The following is a 20,175-nucleotide window of genomic DNA, read 5'->3' as shown; positions in this document are numbered from 1 at the left end:
GCTCCCCCCAGCGGGCGTTGGGGGGCCCCGCGCCTCCCGCGGCCGGGCCTTAGGCCGCCCCGGGGGTAGGGGGGCGGGGGCGCGCCGGGCCCCCCCCCCCGGGCCCGCGTGATCAGGTGCGGCTGGTCGAGTCGATGAGGTCCAGGGTGGATTCGATCGAGTTGAGCTGGGCGACCAGGTAGCGGGCCCACTTGTCGCCCGGGTGGGCGGCGGCGTGAGGTCCCACGGTGGCGGAGGCGAACCGCCGCATGACGGTGAGGTATTCCTTGATCACACCGCGCTCGCACTTCTCCAGCGCGGCTCTCTCCGCACCGATTGGTAGCCGTCGGCCCGTGTCCAGATCAGCGGTGGCCAGCCCTTCTCTGAGATCTGGTCGCGCAGGGCGGCCAGTCCGGCTCTGACCTGGCATGGAGACAGTGAGGCGGCCCGCACGAGTTGGATGAAGGTGAGCCCGGCGGGCCGGGCTTCGAAGAGGACGAAGCGGAGGGTGTCGGCGTGACGTCTGGCCGCGTCTCCCCGGCGCCGTGAGGCCCGGGGCACGGTTACTCGCTCCGCAGCAGGCGGGCGAGCTCGTCGTCCATGTCGACCTTGCCGGTGTCCACGGCCTGTTCGATCCAGTCCAGGGTGGCCCTCACCCGGGCCACGTTCTGGTGCACGAGGTCGGCTTCGTTCGCCTCGAGCTGGCGGCCGCGCAAGCCGGGAACGGTGCGGCCGGCCGCGGCGACGAAGGAGTGGCAGGCGGTGACCAGGTCCAGGAACTCGGCCGTGCGTTCCATCTTGCGGACCACCGGCGCGATGGGATGGGTGTCCTCGAAGTGCTGGCGGGATTGCTGATGGCGTTCGTTCTGGGCATGGTTGACCTGGAAGCGGGCGGTGTCGTCGCTCATCGCCTTGAACGCGACGTCCGGACGCCGCAGCAGATGGGTGGCGGCCTTCGCTGCGACCGCTTCGTCCCGGGTGAACTCCTCCACCACCCCGGTCTTGTCCTCGGTCGGGACTTTCGCTGCGACCTGCGGACGCTTCAAAAGATCACCGGTGATCGTGGCGGCGACCTGGTCGTCCTGGGCCAGCGAATGGATCGCGGTGATCTTCTCCTGCGGCGAGACCGGGTGTTCGACCTTCTGGCCCGTGCGCCGGCTGGCTTCGTCCGTCGTCCACCGGGCCTTGCCCTGCGGCGGGGCCAGGATCGCCGCGAACCGCTCTTCCTCGTTCTCGATGCTGGCCAGGATGCGGTAGACCGTGAACGACACCGCCTTCTGGTGACGGTGCTTCTCTGGCCAGCGGGACGCGGTCCACCGCATCCCGGTGACCGTCGCCGCCGACTTGCCGATATCCTCGGCCAGGCGCCGCATCGAGGCGGCCACCGACCAAAGTCACAGCTGCGGGCCAACTTTCACGCTCAGGGGCCAGCTGGCGTACTCAAGGGCCAACTATCGTGCTCGGTCACAGCGAGGGTGGAGAGGTCGCGGCGTGGCGAGATAAATCGAACACATGATTGGATTACTCGTCATGGAGGCAACCCCGTTCCCCCGCGATCTCCTGCGAGCGCAGGCCGACTGGTGCCGGACATATGAGACGCTCGCAGGGTCGCCGTGCACCGCCCGTGCGACGGCCCTGCGTCGCCGTCTGCTGCGCCTGTCCGTCCAAGTTCTGTGGCATCCCCACTGGGCGGCACAAGGGCGTTCGCCTGCCGCCCGCGTCGAGCTGCGCCGGCAGGCTCGGTCGCTGGAGCGCAAATCAGCGTGAGCGGGTAGGCCCTGTGAGCGGTTCTCCGGCGCAGCCGTATGCGCGCATCACGCTGGTACTGCCCGACGGGCAGAGCGTCGAGGTGCGTCTGTATGAGCGGTTGCAGACCACCGGCCGGTTTTCGTGGCGATTCCGCATCGGCGTTCCGTCGCGGGTGGCGACCGAAAACGTGATGAATTGCAGTGAATGCAACACACGACTGGCCAACGTGCCTGCGTGTACTGCTGGTTGAAGCCCAGCCGAAGCCGTTGGCTGCGTATTCACTCGAAGCGGTGACCTGGGCCCCGAACGGCCGCCGCAACAATGTTGCATTGGTTACAACGGGCTGGTGGTGACGGAGGCTCCAGGGTCAGCCCGGCTCGTGCTGGCCCCGAATGTGGCGCACCTCGACCCGGCCTCGGCGGTGTTCGAGGCGATGAAGGAGGGCTGGGCGCGCCAGCAGGCGGCGCGTTTCTTGAAGCCGAAGACGATCGATCCGCGGCTTCGGGTGGTGGAGCGCCTGGAGGAGTTCACTGGGCTGTATCCGTGGCAGTGGACGCCGGCGGAGGGTGAGGCGTTCATCGCGCAGTTGCGCAGTGGTGCGGAGCCGATCCAGATGTCCACGGCCCGGACGTACGAGGTGACGATCGAGCTGTTCGTGGAGTACCTGCTTGATCGGCGCTATGGCTGGGTCGACGCCTGTCTGGAGCGGTTCGGGGAGGTACCGCAGGACGTCTTCCACGAGGGCAACTCGGTTCTGCACACCGTCGAGTACGAGGCGGACCCGCGTCGGCGGCCGCTGGACTACGACGAGGTGCAGGCCCTGTTCGACGCAGCCGACGCGCGCCCGTCCCGCGTGCGCGGGCAGGGCCGCAAGGGTGCGCTGACCGCGCTGCGGGACGCCGCGGTGCTCAAGTCCGTCTACGCCTACGGCACCCGTCGCACCGAGACCTCCCGGGTGGATCTGGTCGACCTGCGGCGCAACCGCAAGGCGCCGCAGTTCGGCGCCTTCGGCAGCATGATGGTGCGTTACGGCAAGTCGTCCAAGGGCTCCCCGCCCAAGCGCCGCTCGGTGCTGACCGTGCCAGAGATGGACTGGGCGGTCGACGTCCTGGATGAGTGGATCACTGAGATCCGTCCGCACTTCTCGCCGGGCCGGCATCCTGCGCTGTGGGTGACCGAACGGGTCGGGCGGCTCTCGCCCCGTTCCATCAACGAAGCCTTTGTCATCGCCCGCCGGGACGCCGGGTTGGACGAGGCCCTGGACTTGCACTGCCTGCGCCACAGCTACATCACGCACCTGACCGAGTTCGGCTATCCGGCGCGGTTCGTGCAGGAGCAGGTCGGTCACTCGCACGCGGCCACCACGGCGATCTACATGGGCGTGTCAAACGAGTACCGCAACCAGCTTCTGGAGGCATCCATGAGGGACCGTCTGGGCGACATCTGGAGCGTGGATCGGTGATCAAGAAGATGGGATACCAGTGGATGCTGCGCCAGCTGATGGCGGAGCAGGGGATGTTCCAGACCTCGGACCTGGTGCCGCTGCTCGCCGAGCGCGGCATCACGCTCTCACGCGAGCAGGTCTACCGGCTCGTCACACAGGCACCGCAAAGGATGAGCATGGACACGCTGGTCGCGCTGTGCGACATCCTGGGCTGCACGCCGAACGACCTGATCAAGCCGGAGGTCGTCAGCACGCAGGTCCGCAAGAGCGCGGACGGCACCCTGGGGCGCCGGCACCGGATGCCCCGCGGCGCACCGTCGTGCGCCGTCCTGGTCTGCCGTGAACTACCGCACGCCGCGGCAGCGGCGGGCGCAGGAGGAGCTGGTGCAGATCCGGGCGTGGATGGTGGACTATCTACAGCGCACCGTCGGGCCGGAGTTGACGGCCGAGGCGGCGCAGGCGGCCATCGAGCAGGCCAAGGGGTGGGCAGCGCCGCAGATCAGGCCGCTCGCCCGCTACCTGGAACAGGCGCCGAACGCGTTGACCTCCACCTCGCCGGTCACCGGGCCGCCAAGCGCGGTGAGACTGCGGCACCATCTGCATTGCGCCGGCCACCAGGGCACAGTGGCCAAGGCGGCCTGTGCCCAGTGCGGGCGTACGGATCCGCTCCCCCTGGAGATCTGCGACACCGGCCGGTGCTGCGGCTGGTGCCGGTCACAAATGCACTTCCGTAACTGCGGGCGCTGCGGGCGCATCGACCAGATCGTGACGCACCGCGACGGAGTCGCGATCTGCCGACGCTGCTACCGCACGGACCCATCTGTTGTCACCGAGTGTGCGCGTTGCCGTCGGATGCAGGCACCGGCACACCGGCTCAAGGACGGCAGCGCGCTGTCCTCCAACTGCGGGCCAAAGCCGAAGCAGCAGTGCAAGACCTGTGGGCGCCTGCGCCCCGTCGCCGCGCACACTCCCCGTGGCCCCGTCTGCGCCAGGTGCTACCAGAGCCCGATGCGCACGTGCGGCGTGTGTGGTCAGATGCGGCCCATCCAGGTGCGTGCCGCCGACGGACGCCTGGACGTATGCGTTGACTGCTATCGCGGTCCGATGGGCGAATGCAGTGTCTGCGGCCGATGGCGGCATGGCGGTCGTGTCAGCAAACGAGGCGGGGCCTTTCACTGCCGCTCCTGCTGGCCGCGCCCGATGAGGACCTGCATCCTGTGCGGGCAGAGGCGACGGGCGAAGGCAACCTGGCCGCTCGGACCGGTGTGCGGCAGTTGCCATCAACAGCGCCGCGCCTTACCGATGCCATGTTCGTCTTGCGGCGACCGGCGCATCATCGTCGGCCGCGCCGACGACGGTGGTGATCTGTGCGCCACGTGCTGCGGCCACCAGGACCCGTCCATCCGCTGCCGCTCCTGCGGCCGGGCCGGTGACCTTTTCGACGACGAGGGCTGCCCGCGCTGTGTCCTGGCCGAACGGGTCCGTGACCTGCTCAGCCGGGACGATGGCACCATCGCCGAGGGACTGTAGGCGATGGCCGACGCACTGACGGGGGCTGAGAATCCCTATCCCGTGCTCGGCTGGCTGCGCCGCAGTCCTTCCGCCAGGGCCCTTGCTCAACTCGCCGGCCAGCAGGTGCCGGTCACCCACGAGGTTCTCGACGCTCTGCCACAACGCATCACCACTCGGCATGTGCGGGCCCTTCTCGTGCTCGCGGGCGTCCTGCCGGAACGTAACGAACATCTCGCCCGCCTGGAGCACTGGGTCAACGGCGAACTCCCTCGTCTTCCCGCCCATCAGGCAACGATTGTGCGGCCGTTCGCCGAGTGGCAGGTCGTGCGTGACGCCCGCCGACGCGCTGCCCGCGGCCGCTACACCAGCGGTGCAGCCTCGGGCGACATCAAGGACATCCAGGCAGCCATCCAGCTGCTGAACTGGCTCGATGCCCACGGCCGGGAGCTGACCGCACTGAACCAGGCGGACCTCGACCTCTGGCTGACCGAGCACCCCACCCGGCATGTGGCGGTCGCCTCCTTCCTGCGCTGGGCCATCGCCCGCCGCTTGAGCGTCCCGCTCGAACTGCCGAAACGGGGCCGCCCATTCGCGGTGCATTTCCAGACCGAGGACGAGTACCAACGGCAGCTGCGGCGCTGCCTGACCGACGAGGCACTGCCCCGCGAGGTGCGCATCATCGCAGCCCTGGTCCGCCTCTACGCCCTGCCCTTGAGTAAGGTCCTCGAGCTGACCATCGACCGGTTTCACCGCGACGACACCGGCGCCTACCTCACCCTCGACCGCCACCCCGTCCTGCTCCCGCCCGCCCTCGCCCGGCTCATCGAGGAACAAATCGCCCAGCCACGGACCACCACCCGACGCCGCCGCGCGCTCGACGAACACAACCGCTACCTGCTGCCCGGGAAACTCCCCGGCCAGCCCCGCAGCCCCAAGGCCGCATCCATGCTGCTGCAACGGCATGGACTACCCGTCCTCAACGCCCGCAACACCGCGATGCTCGAGGCCGTCACCACGCTCCCGCCCATCGTCATCGCCGACCTCTTCGGCCTCCACCCAGACACGGTGAACAACTGGGCGAAGTATGCGGGAGACAGCTGGTCCGACTACCTCGCAGCCCACACTCGCGATGGCTTTTAATGTCACTCAGGGTGGGCGTCACCGATCGATGACCGACAGCCTCTCGCGCAGTCCGTTGTGGTCGAGAGCTTCCCGGACCGGCGTGCTTGCCGTCGTGATGGCAAGGCTGCCCCCGGCTTTGCGGGCGGCGTGCTGCGCCCCGAGGATGCTGTAGAGGCTGCCGTTGTCGCACCACGTGATGCCGTCGAGATCAACTAACAGGTTTCGGGCGTCCGTTCGAAGGATGAGGACGACAGCCGCGCGGAACTGGCTGATGTTGATCACGTCCAGTTCCCCGGTGAGCGTCAGGGTGACGACGTGGTCGGCGTCGGGCGGGGATCGGTGGATGACCAACTGGCCCATGGGGGTCCTTCTGTCGTGGGCATCCGTGTGAGCAGGTCCACGGAGAGGGAGACCGTTGCGCTCTTCTACGCGGAGTCCGCTGGGGCCTCGCCCGGCGCGACGGGCCGGGGCAAGAGGTCTAGCAATACCTTGATGGATAGGCCGGCTTCGGCCGGGTGTCGCAGCGTGCCGTCCAGGTGGAGGGTGTAGTGCGTGCGCCGGCCCTCGCGCTTCCGGCTGAGGTAACCGGTGCTTTCGAGGTCACTGACGACGGCCTGAACGGTGCGTTCGGTGACGTCGCAGGCCGCAGCGATGTCCCGTATGCGTGCGGCCGGGTTACGGGCGATGCTCAGAAGCACGCGGGCGTGATGGGTGAGGAAGGTCCACTCTGCCACCGGCGCCAGCCCCCTTCCGCCCCGCCTGATGAGCATGGAGGGCAAAAGATTCCTGCAATCTGCTTCACCCATTATGCAGGGAGAGACCGCGAGCCGGGCGGAATTGAACAGGACGATTCTCGGCGGTGCGGCATTTATCGACCCGACGGCCCTGTGACGTCAACCCGGGTCCGTGTTCCCGCTCCTGAGGCTCTGTCATGTGCCACTTGGACGCGAACGGCGGCGCTGTGCAGCAACCATCGCTACGCTCGGCATGCAGCCTCCTGAGCGTCGTTCGGACGCCGGCCAGGGGGCCGATCCCGCAGCAGAGCGAGCCTGCGGCGCAATAGACGCCGGGCCCGCTTCCACTCCCGCGGAAGAGCCGACGGCCCGGTGCGTCCCTCGGGGCAATCCGAAGCCGGCAAACCCATGCCCCCGGCGCCGAGAGGGAGTGCTCCAGTGGCTGGTTCATCGGGACAGCCGCGCCAGGTGGGCACGCGGCCGCCGCCCGAACGGCGGCCGCCGCCCCGTAGAGATCTGCCACGCACAGGTGGCGGGGCGTCCACAGAACGGCTGCGTTCAGGGCCAGGTCGAGCGCGCCGCGCCGCTCCATTTGAGCCTCGTGGTACGCCTGCACGATCTGTCCACGCTTGTCGTGGCAGACGTCCTCCTCAGAGGACCCCATAGAATTGCGCACACAAAGAACGCTGCCTCTTCACCAGTGAAACGTGCTTGATGCATCAGATACAAATTCGCACAGTGAAGTGCGTCTGCAGAGCCGTGCTCTGCGTCTGGATGGGCTGTTTCAGGGGGACGCAACAGGATCCTCCCGCCCGGCAGCGCTCTTCACTCTTCGGACGTTGTGGCCAGTCGGGCTGCAATCGCAGGGTCGGCGGCTAGCTCCGCCGGTAGGTTGCGGATCGGCCCGTCCAAGTACGCCCGCAACAACTGTTCCGGCTGCAACCGGCGCACACCGCGGAGGTTCGCCTCGGTGAGGTCCGCCCCGTTGAGGTCCGCCTTGGTGAGGTTCGCCTTGGTGAGGTGCGCTTTGGAGAGCCTGGCCCCGGTGAAGTTCGCCCCGGAGAGGTTCGCCCCGTTGAGGTTCGCCTCGGTGAGGTCCGCCCCGCAGAGCCTCGCCCCGGTGAGGTTCGCCCCGTTGAGGTGCGCCCTGACGAGGTCCGCCCCGGAGAGGTCCGCCCCGCAGAGCCTCGCCCCGGTGAGGTTCGCCCCGGAGAGGTCCGCCCTGACGAGGCGCGCCCTGATGAGGTTCGCCCTGATGAGGTCCGCCAAGCAGAGCCTCGCCTCGGTGAGGACCGCCCCGGAGAGGTGCGCCCCGGTGAGTTGCGCCCTCTGTAGATGCAGGCCGTCCAGATTGATGGGTTGCGAGGCGTCGACGTGGCGTCGGGATGACGGCCGGGTCAGGGCGGTGAGCGCAGCCTGGACATCAGAGGACGGCCTCGTGGGCAGTGCGGTGGCGCTGGTGGGCAACGGAGCGTGTCGACGGGCAGCCCGTCGGGCTGCCGCTGCCCGGCTTGTCTTGCTGTCCTTGGCCCGCGCTCGCCACGGGGTGCGATCTCGCACGAAGGCATTGAGGATCTGCGCGGCGTGAGTGGCCTGGTCCCGGGAGTCCTGGACGATCTGTTCTAGTGCCAGGACCCCGCCGGTGCGGATGTACACGACGTCGGACCCGAGCCGCTCCAGGGCTTTGGTGAATCGGTCAGTGACCTGGCCGCGTCGAGTGAGCCGGTAGTTTCGGACGGTGTACACCAGTGCCACCGAGGCTCCCAGCGCGAGCGACGCCTGGATCACCGCCAGCCGGAACGCCGCCTCCGCGGTCGCCCTGTCCTCCGCCGGTATCTGGTCCCAACCCGGCCGCGCCATTGGCACCAGCGCCCGCCCCACCGCTCCTGGCGCTCCCGGCGCTAACCACCACACCAGACAGGCCACGGCCGCCATCACGATCAAGGCCATCAGCGCCGGTACCAAGCGGATCCGCATCCAGCTACCCATACCTCCCAGGACTGTCCCGGCCCATGTCAAGTTCCCCTGTATGTGGCTGAGTTCTCCTCATCGGCGTGTGCCGAGCGCCGGTGGAATAGCGCAGGGTCGGAATACTGCCTCTTCACCAGTAGGCGGGAGTGGAGCCCGCCGAGTATTCAGTGTGGGTCACGGACCGGCAGCTGAGGCCGATCGATGGCGTCGACCTCTCGGTCGTACCAACGCACCGGCGCCTGGATGCGTTGCCGCCGGCGAAGTCTTCTGGCTGGGTCGTACGTCTCGACCCGCAGCGTCGCGGCGGCACGCTCGTGCATGATGCCGCGTGTCGCCACGCGAACGGCGGGGGCCGCGAGCTGGGCGCCATGGAGGCCCTGGATGCTCTGATGCGTCCGGGAGCGAAAGCCTGCCACGCATGTGCTGCTGCCGAAGACCTGCTCCCCGCAATGGAATTGGGGCACGGTTACGGCTAGCGGCCAGAGAGAGCAGCGGGGGACAGCTCTTCAGCATGAGGACATCGGGCCCTGCCAATGCCTGCACCGGACACGACGACGCCCCCGGAATCGCGAGGCGAATTCCGGGGGCTGTATTCGAGGGGCGTATTTGTTAGCTCTCGGTGGAGGCGGCGTTGTCGGAGTCGTCCGAACGGCGTCGGCGGACGGCTAGGAGTGTGCCTCCGCCGGCGGCCAGGAGGACTCCGGCGCCGCCGAGCAGCCACGGTGTGGCGTCGGCGCCGGTGTGGGCGAGGGAGCCGCCGGGCTCGGGGGCCGTGGTGCTCGATGCGGTCTCGTCGGAGGCCGTGGAGCCGGTCGGCTTCTGTGTCGGCTCCGGCGTGCCGTCGTCACCGGAGCCGCCGGACGTCGGCTTCTCCGCGGGCTTGCCGGTGGGCTTCTCGGTCGGCTTCTCGGTCGGCTGTTCGGTCGGCTTTTCGGTCGGCTTGTCCGTGGGGTCGGGGCTCGGCGGGGTGGTGCGGGCCTTGGCGTTGGTGACGGTCACGGTGACCGGGTCGCCGGGCTTTGCCTTGAACTCGCGCTGTCCCTTGTAGAGGTCATATCCCGCGGGCGCCTTGGTCTCCTTGGCCCAGAAGTCAGTGCCGGTGCGGTTGTTGACTGGGAGCTTGGCGGTCGCGGTGCCCTTGTCGCCGGTGGTGAGGGTGAGGAGAGTCTTGTCGCCCGTGCCGATGTTGACGGTGGCGCCGGGCAGGAGCTTCCCGGTCTTGCCGTCCTTGGCCTCCAGCAGGACCGAGGCGGGCTTGAAAGGGTCGATGATGGTGAGCAGGGCGTCGGTGCCGGGGGTCACGATGACGTCCTGGTCCTCGACGACGTCGTGCAGCGGGCTGCCGCTGGAGATCTCCTTGAGCCGATAGACGCCCGGCGCCAGGCCCCTGAAGGCCAGGTGGCCCTCGGCGTCGGTTTTGCCGCTCCCAGCTTCCTTGCCCTTGGCGTCGTAGAGGGTGAAGGCCGCGCCGGCCAGGACATCGCCGCCCGGGTCCTTCTTGAGGATGGCGACGCCTCCGCCCTCTGTGGCACTGCGCGGGGCGAGCGTGGTCGAAGCGGACGGGGTCGGATCCGGGGCCTGGGCGGAAGCTGCCGGGGCCCAGGTCAGGGATCCGGTCACGGCGGCGGCGACGGTGAGCGCCGCGGCCGGAACGCGGCGTGCGGATCGGGTGTGCAAGTAGGAACTCTCCAGGGGCGGGGCGGGATGGACAGGGACGAGGGGGCGGTTAGCGGGAGCGGCTCGGGCCGGGGAGCGCCGCAGGGGCCGTGACCGGCGGGTTGACGGGCATCTGCTGTGCCGGGACCCTCGCCGCGACGTACATGTGGCGGCGGGTGTGGAACGGGATGTCTTTCACCGCGCGGGTCACCGGCTCTGTAGAGACCAGGGAGGTGGTAAAGGCGGCGGCCAGCGTGGTGGGCGTACCGCGGGAGAACCGTGCGCGCCAGTGGGGCTCCCTGGCGGGTCCGCCCCAGGCCGCCCAGATGGGTGTGTCGGTGCCGATTAGGGCGTAGCGGTGCTGGACGACGCCGAGAGACTGAGGATCGCGGAAGAACTGGGTGCCGTCAGTCCTAACCTGGTGGCTCCAGCCGCGGGCGAGCAGCTGCGTGTACGCCTCCTGCGCTGGAGTGTTGTCCTCTAGCAGTCGGCCCTGGCCGCTCTGGCGGTCTTCGAGGTAGAGGTCGACCAGTTCGCTGTGGAAGTCGTGCAGCAGCTCGATGGGAGTGGTGGCGTCGAAGGTGACCTGCCAGGCCGCAGGACCAAATGGGGCGCGATTGGCGGTGACCGTCCACTTCCCCTTGCGAGGGCTGTCGGCATCGAGGGCCAGGCTGGCGACCAGTCGCAGGCAAGGGCTGGTAGCGAGGGCTGCTCCGTCGTCGGCTTGGTGCACGGTCCAGTCCTTGGGGAAGGGCCAGACCGTAGGAAGGTCAATGGATCCGGGACCGGCAAGGTGACGGGGCAGGACCTTCACCTGCTGATCGGGGCTGAGGTTGTCCAAGGGGTCGATTGACATGGAGGGCCCTCAGCGGCGGTGGGCGGGCAGGGCGGCACCGGCCACGGCCGGTGGGAGTGTGGTGGTGCTCCAGCGGGGGACGCTGCGCGTGCCGAGTGCGGGCGGGCGGGCGGTGACGGTCTGCTGGACGTCGAGCGGGGTGGGCACGGGAGGCTTCGGTGGCTCGACGGGGGTGAGCTGGGCGAGTTGGGCGAGCCGGGGGGCAAGGTTGTTCTTGTAGCGGGCGACGGGGGCGGGGTCGATGAAGGCGGCGGCGGTGGCGGCGATGAGGTGCTTGGGGGTGCGCGCGGTGAAGATCGCCTCGGCGCGAGTTCCCCAGCCTTCAGGTCCGGCCCACAGCTCCACTGTTTCGCGGTCAGGATCGGTACCGACGACGTCGATGCTTGCTCCGGCCAGCCCATCGGGGGCGATGATCTCTACCGTGCCGCGGGTTAGCGGGCGGCGTCCCCATCCGGCGTCGAGCAGGGGCTGTATCGCGTCAGTCCAGCGGTACGAGGGATCGGCCAGGAAGCTGTCGGTGTCCGTGCTCCACTCGCGGGCGAGAGCGCTGGTGAGGCCGTGGACGATCTCGGGCGGGGTGTTCTGGTTGAAGGTGGCCGTCCAGGTGGGCCGGGATATGGCGTCCTGGGCTGCGCTGATCTGCCATACGTCGTAGTCATCACCTGCCCAGCCGATCTTGATGCGGTGGTCGGGTGAGGTGACGACCGTCTGGAACGGGCCGTCGTCGAGGTGGTGGTGCGGCCAGTGTTTGACGGGTTCGAAGCTCGGATCGGCGTGGCCGGGCAGGCCGGCGAGGTAGCGCGGGGAGACGTAAACATCTCCCTCGATCGGGATGGGGTCGGTCATAGGCGTATCCGTCGGGGTCAGGAGGGAAGTCAGCAGGTGGCCGTCGGTCACAGGGCCGACGCGGCCGGTGTGGACGGGGCGGCGCCCTGGGCCAGGTGCGGTGTCGCCAACGCCGAGCACGGTGAGGTGAGTTCGACGAAGCGTCGAATCCCGCGAGCGCATAGGGAGCCGCGGGCGGGTGGTCGGGACATGAGCTGGCGCCCGGCTGCCGTCGGCACGCGCGTCCGCCTCGCCGCATAGGGCACGGCCTTAATCGGCGCCGACCAGGCTTCGGGTCAGGCGGAGTTGTGCCTGGGAGAGGGCTGTCACTGGGCAGGGGCCGACGAGGAGGGCCACGACGCCTTGGGGCGTCGGGCCGCCCCAGGCCGGGTGAGATCAGCGGGCGCGTACCCGGCCGATCGCGCCGGTGCAGGCCACCGCGAGCGCGGGTTCCTGTTCAGCGAGCCGGGCTCGGGCGGTGCGTGGGTTACGCCGCGGACGCGGAGGGATGGGGTTTGACGGCGAGGGCCAGGTGGCCAAGGGCCTCTTCGGCGCGGGCCTGGGCGGTTTCCGCCGTGGGCCCGGTGGTGATCAGGAATCCGGCGCGGGCGCTGAACATGTCGCCGACGGGCGGCAGGATGACCGCGTCGCCGACCGCGCGTTGAAAGGTGACCCGTTCCAGCCACGGTGTGCGGGCAGCGAAGTCGGCATCAAGGTGGCAGTGGGTCAGGGTGCCGGAGGCGTTCGGGTACAGCAGCCGGATCGCGGCGGCGCTGTGGCGGGTGCGAGTGAGGTCGGGGGCCTGGCCGCAGGCGGTGTCGGCGGCAGCGCGGGCCAGGTCCACGCCGGTGGCGAGCTGGACGAGATGGCCGATCATGTCGCCACCGATACGGGCATTGACCTCGATCAGGCGGGGGCGGCCGTCGACGAGGCGCATCTCGACGTGCTGGACGCCGTCGGTGATGCCGAGCGCCTTGATGGCCGCGGCGGCCACGGGCGCGACCTGGTCGAGCAGCGGATCGCCGGCATCGACGCTGTGGGCGATCTCCTCGAAGAACGGCGGGGCGCCGAGGGTCTTGCGGGTGACGGCTACCGCGGTGGTGCGACTGCGGTGGGTGACGCACTCGACGGAGACCTCGGGGCCGTCGAGGTACTCCTCCGCCAGCACCTTGGTGCTCTCGATACCGTCGCGGGCCCCGGCTGTGGCGAACTCGAAGCTGCCGGGCAGTTCTTCGGCACGGTTGACGCGGATGACGCCGATGCTGCCCGCACGGGCAGCTGGCTTGAGCACGACGGGGTAGCCGATCGTCTCGGCGGCGAGCGCCGCCTCCAGCAGGGAGCGGGCGGTCATCGACGCGGCCGAGGGCACACCGTGGCGGGCGTACAGGGTGCGGGCGATCGCCTTGTTGCGGGCGGCTTCCATGACCCCCGGGCTGTTCGTCGGCAGTCCCAGGCGCCGCGCCAGGCGGGCGGTTGGAACGAGATACCACTCACTCCATGTCGCCACGCCGGTCAGCTCGTGCCGCTCGGCGAGGGCCTGGCCGGCGACGGCCAGCGCCTGGGCGTCGTCGGGTTCGGCGATCTCAAAGTCGGTGATGAACTCCCGCTCCCAGGTGGGGGCGGCGGGGGTGATCAGGACGACGTCGTACCGGGCGGCAACGGCTTCGAGGCAGTAGCCGCGGTACGCCTCGGCCTCCGGGCCGGCGGTCGATATGACAAGGATCGTGGGCAAGGGCTCTCCAAAAACTGGCAGACGGGGGTAGTTCAGGCGCGGCGGTGAGGGTTCAGAAGCTGCGATGAAGCCGACATGCCAAGTGGGTGAGGATGGGGCGGGACCGTGCTTGGCGTAGGGGAAATGCGCTCGCCCAGTCCGTTCTGCCCCCTGTCGAGGGAGGAGGGTAGGGAGCAGGACGTTCCGGCCGTGTCGAGCTCCCCTCCGCAGCCGGCGCAGTCCGACCGTGGGTGCCGGCATAGCGGGAATGCGTCGGCACCCACGGGAAGTTGCGGCGTGAACCTGGCATTGCGCGGACAAGGGGCAGCGGCGGTGGGACGCTTATTGTGTCCGGCCGCCGCCGGTGTGCGGCGGCGGCCGGGTGCGCGAGGCACCGAGGCTCCCCCTGGGTCGGGCCTCGCGCGAGGAGCCCTCCGGGTGGCAGGGCCGCGGGAGTGCCCCGCCGCCGCCTGGAGGGCAGGGGGCTGGAGCCGCGTGGTCGGCGATGCGGCTCCAGCTGGCCTCACGAAGACGGTCACGGCCCGGTGTCTGGGAGCCTGGGGCCGGGCGTGAGCCCGGTCCTCTGTATCGAGAGTAGACGAGCGGCCAGGGTGATCGGTAGCGCAGTCCTGGTCAGGCCGCCTGGAGAGCCGCCGATGGGCGGAGAGCGACCGGCCAAAGCCCCGCGCCACCAGAGCCACACCAGCCTCAACAACCCACGGGTCGGGTTCATACAGGTTCTCAGGCGGTGCGTCGGCGGCGCAGCTCGAAGATGGAAGCCCACTCGGGATGGTCCGCGATCAACTTCCGCGCATACAGAGCGCTGTAGTTGTTGTTGAGCCCGAGCAGCCCCTGCGGAAGTCGCCAGCGCAAGTCCTCGAATAGGTCCTTGAGCCCGATGCGGGTGGCCCCGGCGGTGAATCGTTCGGCCGTCAGCTTCTCCAGGGCTCGGTAGACGTAGGGGTGCGCGGCGTCGAAGGCGAGGAACTGGTCGGTGATGGTGGGCCTGGATCTCGCGCGGGAGGAGGGGCGGGCGGGGGGTATGACGGCCTGGGTGCCGGCAGAGGGTATGGGCATCGGGCGGATCTCCCGGGCGAGAAGGGCGGCAGGGCAGGGTGGCTCAGGCGAGACGGGCGTGAAGCCCGGGGAAGGTGCGCAGACGCAGGAAGGCGAGGCACAGGCCAAGGGCCTGCACAGCAGCGCAGATGGTGATCACATGGCCGAGCTGGGCGGGCGGCACTGTGGCGACCAGGACGCCCGCCAGTGGGAAGGGCAGCAGGAGCAGCAGGATCGTCAGCGAGAGAGTGGCGCCGAACACCTGCTGCGGGATGAGGTGGGAGCGCAGGGTGCGCAGGACTACCGTCATGCCGCCCTCGCCGGCCATGAGCACCGCGATCAGCACGAGGTAGGCGGTGTAGGTGTGGGTGAGGGAGACGGCCAGGCACGCGCCGGCCGCGACGGTGGCGGAGAGCGCGCCCACAGGCCACAGGCCGAAGCGGTCGATCGCGCGGCGGCACACCGCGACGGTGATCAGGGAGGTGACGGCGGCCACCGACCAGATCAAGCCGACGTCCGCGCTGGAGTGTCCGAACTGCTGGACCACGATCACGGGGGCTGCGGCCTGCAGCAGGCCGATGGCGAGGTTGGACAGGGTCAGTCCGCAGACCAGCCAGCCGAGGGCGGGCAGCGAGCGCAAGGTTGTCCATCCGGTGCGCAGCCCCGCAAGGGCGGGCTGCGGCAGCTCGGTCTTGGTGGCGTATTGCCGGGGGGCGAGCGCGCACGCCAGGAGCGAGAAGACGGCGATCGTGGCCAGCATCCCGGCCGCCCCGGTGCACTCCAGCAGGAGGCCGGCGATGGCGGGTCCGGCCAGGGTGCCGACCTGGTCGATGCCCAGGAGCACCGACTGCACGCGGTGGGCGGCATCGCCTGCCTCGCGGCTGGCGATGCCGCCTGCCGTCTCCGCGGCGATGTAGGAGAACTCCGTGAGCACCCCGGTCGAGGCGGCGAGCAACATGACCGCGACCGTGGTGGGCAGCCCGGGATCCAGCTGCGGTAGGGCAACGGCGGCGGTCACGACCACGGTGGCTCGCAGCGCCGAGGCCAGTCGTAGAACGCGGGTGGTGCCGTGGCGGTCGACCATGGATCCGGCGACGGCGAACGCGCCCAGGCGCGGCACCCACTCCAGCGCGAATGCCACGCCGGTCAAAGCTGCGGAGTTGGTGGTGGCGAGCACCAGCAGCGGGATGCCGTACGTCGTCATCGCGAAGGCGCCGGCGTCCATGCTGCGGGGCAGGTAGATACCGCGCAGCAGGGTGGGGACCGGCCGGCGGGCATGCCGGGGTCCAACACTCGATCTCACGCAGCGGTCTCCATCTCGTCCGCCGCGCGGGCGGTGTGGAGGCCCATGTCGTGCTGGGGACTCACGTTGGCCTGGAGCCAGGCAGTCAGGGCGGCCTGCGGGCCGTCGAAGGCCGAGATGGCCTGCGGGCTGAGAATCGCTCCACCCGGCAGCGGCAGTCCGCCGACGTTGTTGAGCCGGGCGACACCGCGGGCCGGGGCCGGACCCTGGCCGAGCAGGGTGAGGGTGTGCTGGACGCGGGTGACGAAGTCGCTGGTGGCGGTGGGGTATTGGTGCGTGCGGGCCCAGCGTGCGGCCGTGTCGTAGACGTCGGCGAGGTCCTCGCCGCTGTCGGTGAGCCGGTAGCGGACTCGTTCGTGCTCGTCGCCGTACACGAGGCCGAAGTCGCGGGCCCGGTCGATGGCGTAGCCGAGTTGGTTGGCTGTCAGGTCGCCGAAGGCGGCCTGCAGACTGCCACGACGGCGGTGGATGGGGCCGTTGTCGGCGATTTCGCTGACGAGGCGGATCAGACCCGGCAGGGACAGCACGCGGATGGCCTGGCGCTGGTCGAAGCCGTCGGTGGAGTGTCTGGTCATCGGCGGTGTCCCCCTGCCTGGGGAAGGGCAAGGGGGCGCACCGGTATCTGGTGCGAGAAGAGGTCGCCGGGCTTCCAGGCCGTGTGCGGCGTGGCCGCAGCCGGGGTGGGCGTCGGCTGGGTGGTCAGGGCCGGGGTGTCCGTGGCGGGATGAGGGGTGGCGGGTGCCGGTACGCGGGGCTGGGTGGTCAGCCACGGTCCGGATTGGGTCTGCGTCGTGGGCGGGGCCTGGCCCCACACGGGGTGGGTGTCGGTGAGCGGGCGTCCGGCGGCCCAGGCGGCGAGGGCTCGGTAGACGGGGGCGAGTGAATGCCCGTTGGAGGTGAGTTCGTAGGCGCGGCCGTCCTTGCGGACCAGTCCGTCCTCGGCCAGTCGGTCCACCTGGGGGTAGATGTTGCTGAGCCGGTAGCCGGGCATCGCCGCAGCGGAGAGCGCCTTGGCGCTGGTGGCACCGCGGTCCTTGAGTACCCACAGGATCGGGGTGGCGTGGCGGGGGCCGATCAGTGCGAGGGTGTCTTCGATGTTCTGCGCGGGCGGGACCTGGGTGAGCGGCTCCAGCTGGCCGGTGCTCTTGTTCTTCACCAGGGGCTTTTCCAGGTGCGCCTCGCCCCAAGCGGCGATCACGGTCAGGACGGGCATGAGGTCGGCGCCGCGGCCGGTCAGGCCGTAGGTCACATGGCCCTGGGCGACCTCGGTGCGCTCGACCAGTCCGGCGTCGGTGAGCTTGCGCAGCTTGGGGTGGAGCGTGCCGTCGTTGAGCCAGGACAGGCGTGGCTTGATCTCCGCGTAGCGCAGGGGTTGCGCGGACAGCGTCATCAGGATCCACACACTCCACAGGGGGGTGATCATCTCCAGCGACTCGGTGACGCGTTGCACGTCGACCTGGGTGGAGCGGGGCAGACCGGTGGTGGCCAAGGGGACAACTCCTAGGGCGGGGCGGGCGAATCAGCGGGTGTGGGTGGCGGCGGGCTCCATCGGCCTCGGCGGCACGGAGGTGGTGAGTTCCGCTGTCGTCGAAGGCGCGGGCGGCGCGGGGGTGCGGTGGAGGCTGGAGAGGACGGCACTGACGGTCTTGGCGTGGGCGTCCCGGGTGGCGACGGATTCGGCGATCCGGCGGGCGCAGTCGAGCAGGTGTCCCGCTTCGAACTTGCCTATGTCCCGCTCTGGGTGCGCCAGTTCACGCAGCCGCTGGAGCTGGAAGGTGATGTTGCGCTCGGCGAGCTGTAGATCGGAGTGGCTGCTCGTCAGGGCGGCGAGCATGGTGCCGGTCGGGTTGGTGTCGGCGTGGGCTTCGAGGGCGGCCATCGGCTGGCCGTACAGGTTCTCGATGCGTTCGGCGATGGTCTCGGACGTGGTGTGGGGCAATCGGGGGCTTTCACGGTCGGCGCTCCCGCGCCGCCCCGGCACGGGCGGGTGCCGGGGCGGGCGGGAGGGTGGTGGTGAGCCTGGGCTGGGCGAGCTGCACCGGCCGTTCGGGGCGTACTCCGGGCGGTGGCATGGTGCGCAGGAACTCGGTGAGCGCGGTGGCGTATCCCTCGCGGGCGGACAGGGCCGCCTCCATCCACTGCGCGTCGAATCGCAGGTCGTCGGCGGATAGTTCGCCCATGTCGCGGTCGGCGGCGGTGGCGGCGTGGATGCGGTCGCGGACCCGGGCGACCTGTTCCTCGGCCACCGCCAGCCAGGAGCGCAGCTCCAGGGCGCGCATCAGGGCACCAGACGCCTCGGGTCCTGCGGCCTGCGCGTACAGCTCGCTCAGCGAGGCACTGAATGCTTGGGCCAGGGCCTCGTCCTGGCCGGTCGGCTTGAGTGCGACACTCACCGCGTCGCTCCTCGCACCGGCACGGACGGCGTGGGCGCGGCGCTCGGAATCGGTGCAGTCTGAAGGGCCGGGGTGCGGCGCAGGGTTGCGTCAGCTCCGCGCCAGGCTCCCGGCCCCCTGCGGCCCAGGGAGTTCGGGTCGGTGTAGTGGCGTACGACCATCGCCCGCCCGTCGCGCATGGCCACGGCGGCGTTGACCTGGTGGGCCAATTCCATGACCGGGTCGTCCAGCACGTCACCGGGAGCACGGTCGAGGGCCGCGACGAGGGCGTCTTCGGCCTCCTCCAGTGCCTCCTGGGCCTCGGCGAGCATGCCGTACCACTTCACGACGACGGTGGCGTCGGTGGATGCGTGCGGGGCCACGGCCACCGCCCGGCGCAGGTCGGCCAGCGGCATCTGGAAGCGGGCCTCGATCTGCTGGGTGATGGCGCCCATCACGCCGTCGGCGTCGTCGGACACGACATGGCTCCCTTCTTTTTTGGAAGTGCGTGGGTGAGACAAGAACGCGTGCTGCGCTGGTCAGAGGCGAAGGCCGCGAGAAAGTGCCCGGGGCCGGCGAACTCACGGAAGTGCAAGGCCGAGTTCAGGTGTGCCCGAGCCTCGTGATTGGCCTGTGATTCGGAGACGAAGCCATTTACACCCGCGTTCTTGTCGGTGATGTAGCGCCAATTGCCACTGCTCTTGTGGACCGTGGTTTCGTGGCCGGCATAGAGGTCGCCGATGGCGGTGGTCTTGGCCGTTGCCTTGGAGCGGATCGTCACGGCCTTCGTGCCGTCCCTCCACGCGCCAAGCTGGTCACACTGGCCGCTGACCAGCGCACTGACAAAAACCTGCGGCGCTCGCAGACGTGGCGGTGCCGAGCGGGAGAGCGAGCGAGCCGAAATCGGTAACGGCGACGGCTATTAGGGGTGAGGGCATGAGGTATTGACCTCCAGAGGAGAAGAAGGAAACGCGGAAGCTCACCCGGGCTGACGCCGGGCGGGCAGTGGTTCAAGAGTCCGGAGAATCCCCGGTTTCGCTAATCGGGGATGTGCTGCTATGTTTCGCGCTTCGACGGGCACCGAGCCCTCACGGATTCACGTCGAAAGAGGTCCTGCCACGGGGCAGATCGGCTGCTGTGGTCAGCGGGTTCGGCCGGTACGCGGCGCTGGGGCGGCAGGCAAGGCAGGGCCTGCGGACGCGGCGGTGGACCGGGTGGCCGGCGCGGTGGTCGGCAGGGGAACGTCCTGGCCCGACCAGTGGGCGTGCCACCAGGCGGTGGCCTGCTCGTAGGTCGAGAAGCCACCTTCGCGCAGGGTGTGCGTCCAGTGCTCGGTGTCGACCTCGTGCAGCAACACCCGGAAGCGGAGCGGTGCCTTCTCGTCGATGGCGGCCAGGAGCACCGTGATCTGCATGCGGGCCGGATCGTCGTCGGTGTAGCTGGTGACGAGGGCGAAGTGATCGCCGTCGGCAGTGAGACGGTCCTCCAGCGCCTTGGTGGCCTCGTCGGCGGCATCGGTTCCGATGCCGGGCGGAAGGACGATGGCCTCCTTGGGGCAGCCGCGGGCGATCAGCCAGCTCTGCGCCATAGGCACCAGGGCCAGCCTCTCATGCTGAAAGCGGAAGGTACGGGCTTCCACGTCCCGCTGCAGGTGGAGGGCCACCAGCTGCGGCTCGCCGGGGATACCCCAGGTCACCGCGCCGTTGTGCAAAACGTAGTAGCTGTGCCGCTGGTCGTCGGTGTGGTGCTCGGCAAGCACAGCGAGTTCAGTGGATTCGATATCTATGTGCTGCCAGAACTGCTCGGCGACACGGTCGTTGACGGCCTCGTAGCCGTCGAGGCGGAAGTCCGGGGATGAGGGCATAGGGGCTTTCGGAGCGAGGCA

At 69.6% G+C, this 20,175-nt stretch carries 21 protein-coding genes and 3 pseudogenes; 6 read left to right on the top strand and 18 right to left on the bottom strand.

What is annotated here, in order from left to right; translation table 11 throughout:
- Positions 1-112 precede the first annotated feature (112 nt).
- Together AB0H82_RS34840 and AB0H82_RS34835 are read right to left on the bottom strand one after the other, a co-directional pair.
- Positions 113-540: pseudogene (locus AB0H82_RS34840) on the bottom strand (RacP protein).
- 2 nt (positions 541-542) lie between these two features.
- A pseudogene (locus AB0H82_RS34835) lies at positions 543-1,373 on the bottom strand (DUF6192 family protein); the annotation flags it as partial.
- Positions 1,374-1,759: 386 nt separating this feature from the next.
- Between AB0H82_RS34835 and AB0H82_RS34830 the strand changes: the two are divergent.
- The 5 genes and pseudogenes from AB0H82_RS34830 to AB0H82_RS34810 all read left to right on the top strand — a co-directional run bounded on the left by AB0H82_RS34830 (position 1,760) and on the right by AB0H82_RS34810 (position 5,824).
- Positions 1,760-1,978, top strand: coding sequence for a hypothetical protein (locus AB0H82_RS34830; RefSeq protein ID WP_362999532.1), 219 nt, complete (start codon positions 1,760-1,762; stop codon positions 1,976-1,978).
- Positions 1,979-2,161: 183 nt separating this feature from the next.
- Entirely contained in the window at positions 2,162-3,190 is a 1,029-nt protein-coding gene (locus AB0H82_RS34825) for a tyrosine-type recombinase/integrase (protein WP_362999536.1), read from the top strand.
- A pseudogene (locus AB0H82_RS34820) lies at positions 3,187-3,515 on the top strand (helix-turn-helix transcriptional regulator). Before AB0H82_RS34825 ends, AB0H82_RS34820 begins: the two are co-directional and overlap by 4 nt.
- The gene (locus AB0H82_RS34815) at positions 3,512-4,702 is read left to right on the top strand and encodes a hypothetical protein (protein ID WP_362999531.1); all 1,191 of its coding nucleotides are present in this window, start codon (positions 3,512-3,514) and stop codon (positions 4,700-4,702) included. The pseudogene AB0H82_RS34820 and the gene AB0H82_RS34815 overlap by 4 nt, the downstream one beginning before the upstream one ends.
- Before the next feature lie 3 nt (positions 4,703-4,705).
- Positions 4,706-5,824, top strand: coding sequence for a hypothetical protein (locus AB0H82_RS34810; protein ID WP_362999530.1), 1,119 nt, complete (start codon positions 4,706-4,708; stop codon positions 5,822-5,824).
- Between the two features lie 18 nt (positions 5,825-5,842).
- Here AB0H82_RS34810 and AB0H82_RS34805 read toward each other — a convergent pair whose 3' ends face one another.
- From AB0H82_RS34805 to AB0H82_RS34795, 3 genes are all read right to left on the bottom strand, one after another.
- Positions 5,843-6,166: an STAS domain-containing protein gene (locus tag AB0H82_RS34805; protein WP_362999529.1), complete on the bottom strand. Its 324-nt coding sequence runs from the start codon at positions 6,164-6,166 to the stop codon at positions 5,843-5,845.
- Positions 6,167-6,231: 65 nt separating this feature from the next.
- Positions 6,232-6,576, bottom strand: coding sequence for a MarR family transcriptional regulator (locus AB0H82_RS34800; RefSeq protein ID WP_362999528.1), 345 nt, complete (start codon positions 6,574-6,576; stop codon positions 6,232-6,234).
- Between the two features lie 789 nt (positions 6,577-7,365).
- On the bottom strand, positions 7,366-8,421 hold the full coding sequence (locus AB0H82_RS34795) for a pentapeptide repeat-containing protein (protein WP_362999527.1): 1,056 nt from the start codon (positions 8,419-8,421) through the stop codon (positions 7,366-7,368).
- 236 nt (positions 8,422-8,657) lie between these two features.
- On the opposite strand from AB0H82_RS34795, the gene AB0H82_RS34790 reads away from it, so the two are divergent.
- The gene (locus tag AB0H82_RS34790) at positions 8,658-8,987 is read left to right on the top strand and encodes a DUF6233 domain-containing protein (protein WP_362999526.1); all 330 of its coding nucleotides are present in this window, start codon (positions 8,658-8,660) and stop codon (positions 8,985-8,987) included.
- Positions 8,988-9,120: 133 nt separating this feature from the next.
- On the opposite strand, the gene AB0H82_RS34785 is transcribed toward AB0H82_RS34790, so the two are convergent.
- From AB0H82_RS34785 to AB0H82_RS34725, 13 genes are all read right to left on the bottom strand, one after another.
- Positions 9,121-10,188 (bottom strand): SpaA isopeptide-forming pilin-related protein, encoded by a 1,068-nt coding sequence (locus AB0H82_RS34785; RefSeq protein WP_362999525.1) that lies wholly within the window; start codon positions 10,186-10,188, stop codon positions 9,121-9,123.
- A gap of 49 nt (positions 10,189-10,237) precedes the next feature.
- Positions 10,238-11,023: a DUF317 domain-containing protein gene (locus tag AB0H82_RS34780; protein ID WP_362999524.1), complete on the bottom strand. Its 786-nt coding sequence runs from the start codon at positions 11,021-11,023 to the stop codon at positions 10,238-10,240.
- Between the two features lie 9 nt (positions 11,024-11,032).
- Entirely contained in the window at positions 11,033-11,869 is an 837-nt protein-coding gene (locus AB0H82_RS34775) for a DUF317 domain-containing protein (RefSeq protein WP_362999523.1), read from the bottom strand.
- A gap of 466 nt (positions 11,870-12,335) precedes the next feature.
- Positions 12,336-13,571 carry an ATP-grasp domain-containing protein gene (locus AB0H82_RS34770; RefSeq protein WP_362999535.1) on the bottom strand — a complete coding sequence of 412 codons (1,236 nt, stop codon included), beginning with the start codon at positions 13,569-13,571 and terminating at the stop codon, positions 12,336-12,338.
- A gap of 729 nt (positions 13,572-14,300) precedes the next feature.
- Positions 14,301-14,636 (bottom strand): hypothetical protein, encoded by a 336-nt coding sequence (locus AB0H82_RS34765; protein ID WP_362999522.1) that lies wholly within the window; start codon positions 14,634-14,636, stop codon positions 14,301-14,303.
- 43 nt (positions 14,637-14,679) lie between these two features.
- Entirely contained in the window at positions 14,680-15,918 is a 1,239-nt protein-coding gene (locus tag AB0H82_RS34760; RefSeq protein WP_362999521.1) for an MFS transporter, read from the bottom strand.
- Positions 15,915-16,493, bottom strand: a complete 579-nt coding sequence (locus tag AB0H82_RS34755) for a hypothetical protein (RefSeq protein ID WP_362999520.1) — start codon at positions 16,491-16,493, stop codon at positions 15,915-15,917. Before AB0H82_RS34755 ends, AB0H82_RS34760 begins: the two co-directional genes overlap by 4 nt.
- On the bottom strand, positions 16,490-17,407 hold the full coding sequence (locus AB0H82_RS34750) for a winged helix-turn-helix transcriptional regulator (RefSeq protein WP_362999519.1): 918 nt from the start codon (positions 17,405-17,407) through the stop codon (positions 16,490-16,492). Before AB0H82_RS34750 ends, AB0H82_RS34755 begins: the two co-directional genes overlap by 4 nt.
- Before the next feature lie 30 nt (positions 17,408-17,437).
- On the bottom strand, positions 17,438-17,857 hold the full coding sequence (locus AB0H82_RS34745) for a hypothetical protein (RefSeq protein WP_362999518.1): 420 nt from the start codon (positions 17,855-17,857) through the stop codon (positions 17,438-17,440).
- Positions 17,858-17,867: 10 nt separating this feature from the next.
- Positions 17,868-18,272: a hypothetical protein gene (locus AB0H82_RS34740; RefSeq protein ID WP_362999534.1), complete on the bottom strand. Its 405-nt coding sequence runs from the start codon at positions 18,270-18,272 to the stop codon at positions 17,868-17,870.
- Positions 18,273-18,307: 35 nt separating this feature from the next.
- On the bottom strand, positions 18,308-18,769 hold the full coding sequence (locus tag AB0H82_RS34735; protein WP_362999517.1) for a hypothetical protein: 462 nt from the start codon (positions 18,767-18,769) through the stop codon (positions 18,308-18,310).
- Positions 18,745-19,071, bottom strand: a complete 327-nt coding sequence (locus AB0H82_RS34730) for a hypothetical protein (RefSeq protein ID WP_362999516.1) — start codon at positions 19,069-19,071, stop codon at positions 18,745-18,747. The genes AB0H82_RS34735 and AB0H82_RS34730 overlap by 25 nt, the downstream gene beginning before the upstream one ends.
- Before the next feature lie 360 nt (positions 19,072-19,431).
- Positions 19,432-20,154: a hypothetical protein gene (locus tag AB0H82_RS34725; protein WP_362999515.1), complete on the bottom strand. Its 723-nt coding sequence runs from the start codon at positions 20,152-20,154 to the stop codon at positions 19,432-19,434.
- Positions 20,155-20,175 lie beyond the last annotated feature (21 nt).

The sequence above is a fragment of the Streptomyces sp. NPDC050732 genome, from assembly GCF_040654255.1.
Taxonomy (GTDB): Bacteria; Actinomycetota; Actinomycetes; order Streptomycetales; family Streptomycetaceae; genus Streptomyces.
This window is presented reverse-complemented; position numbering and strand designations above follow the sequence as displayed.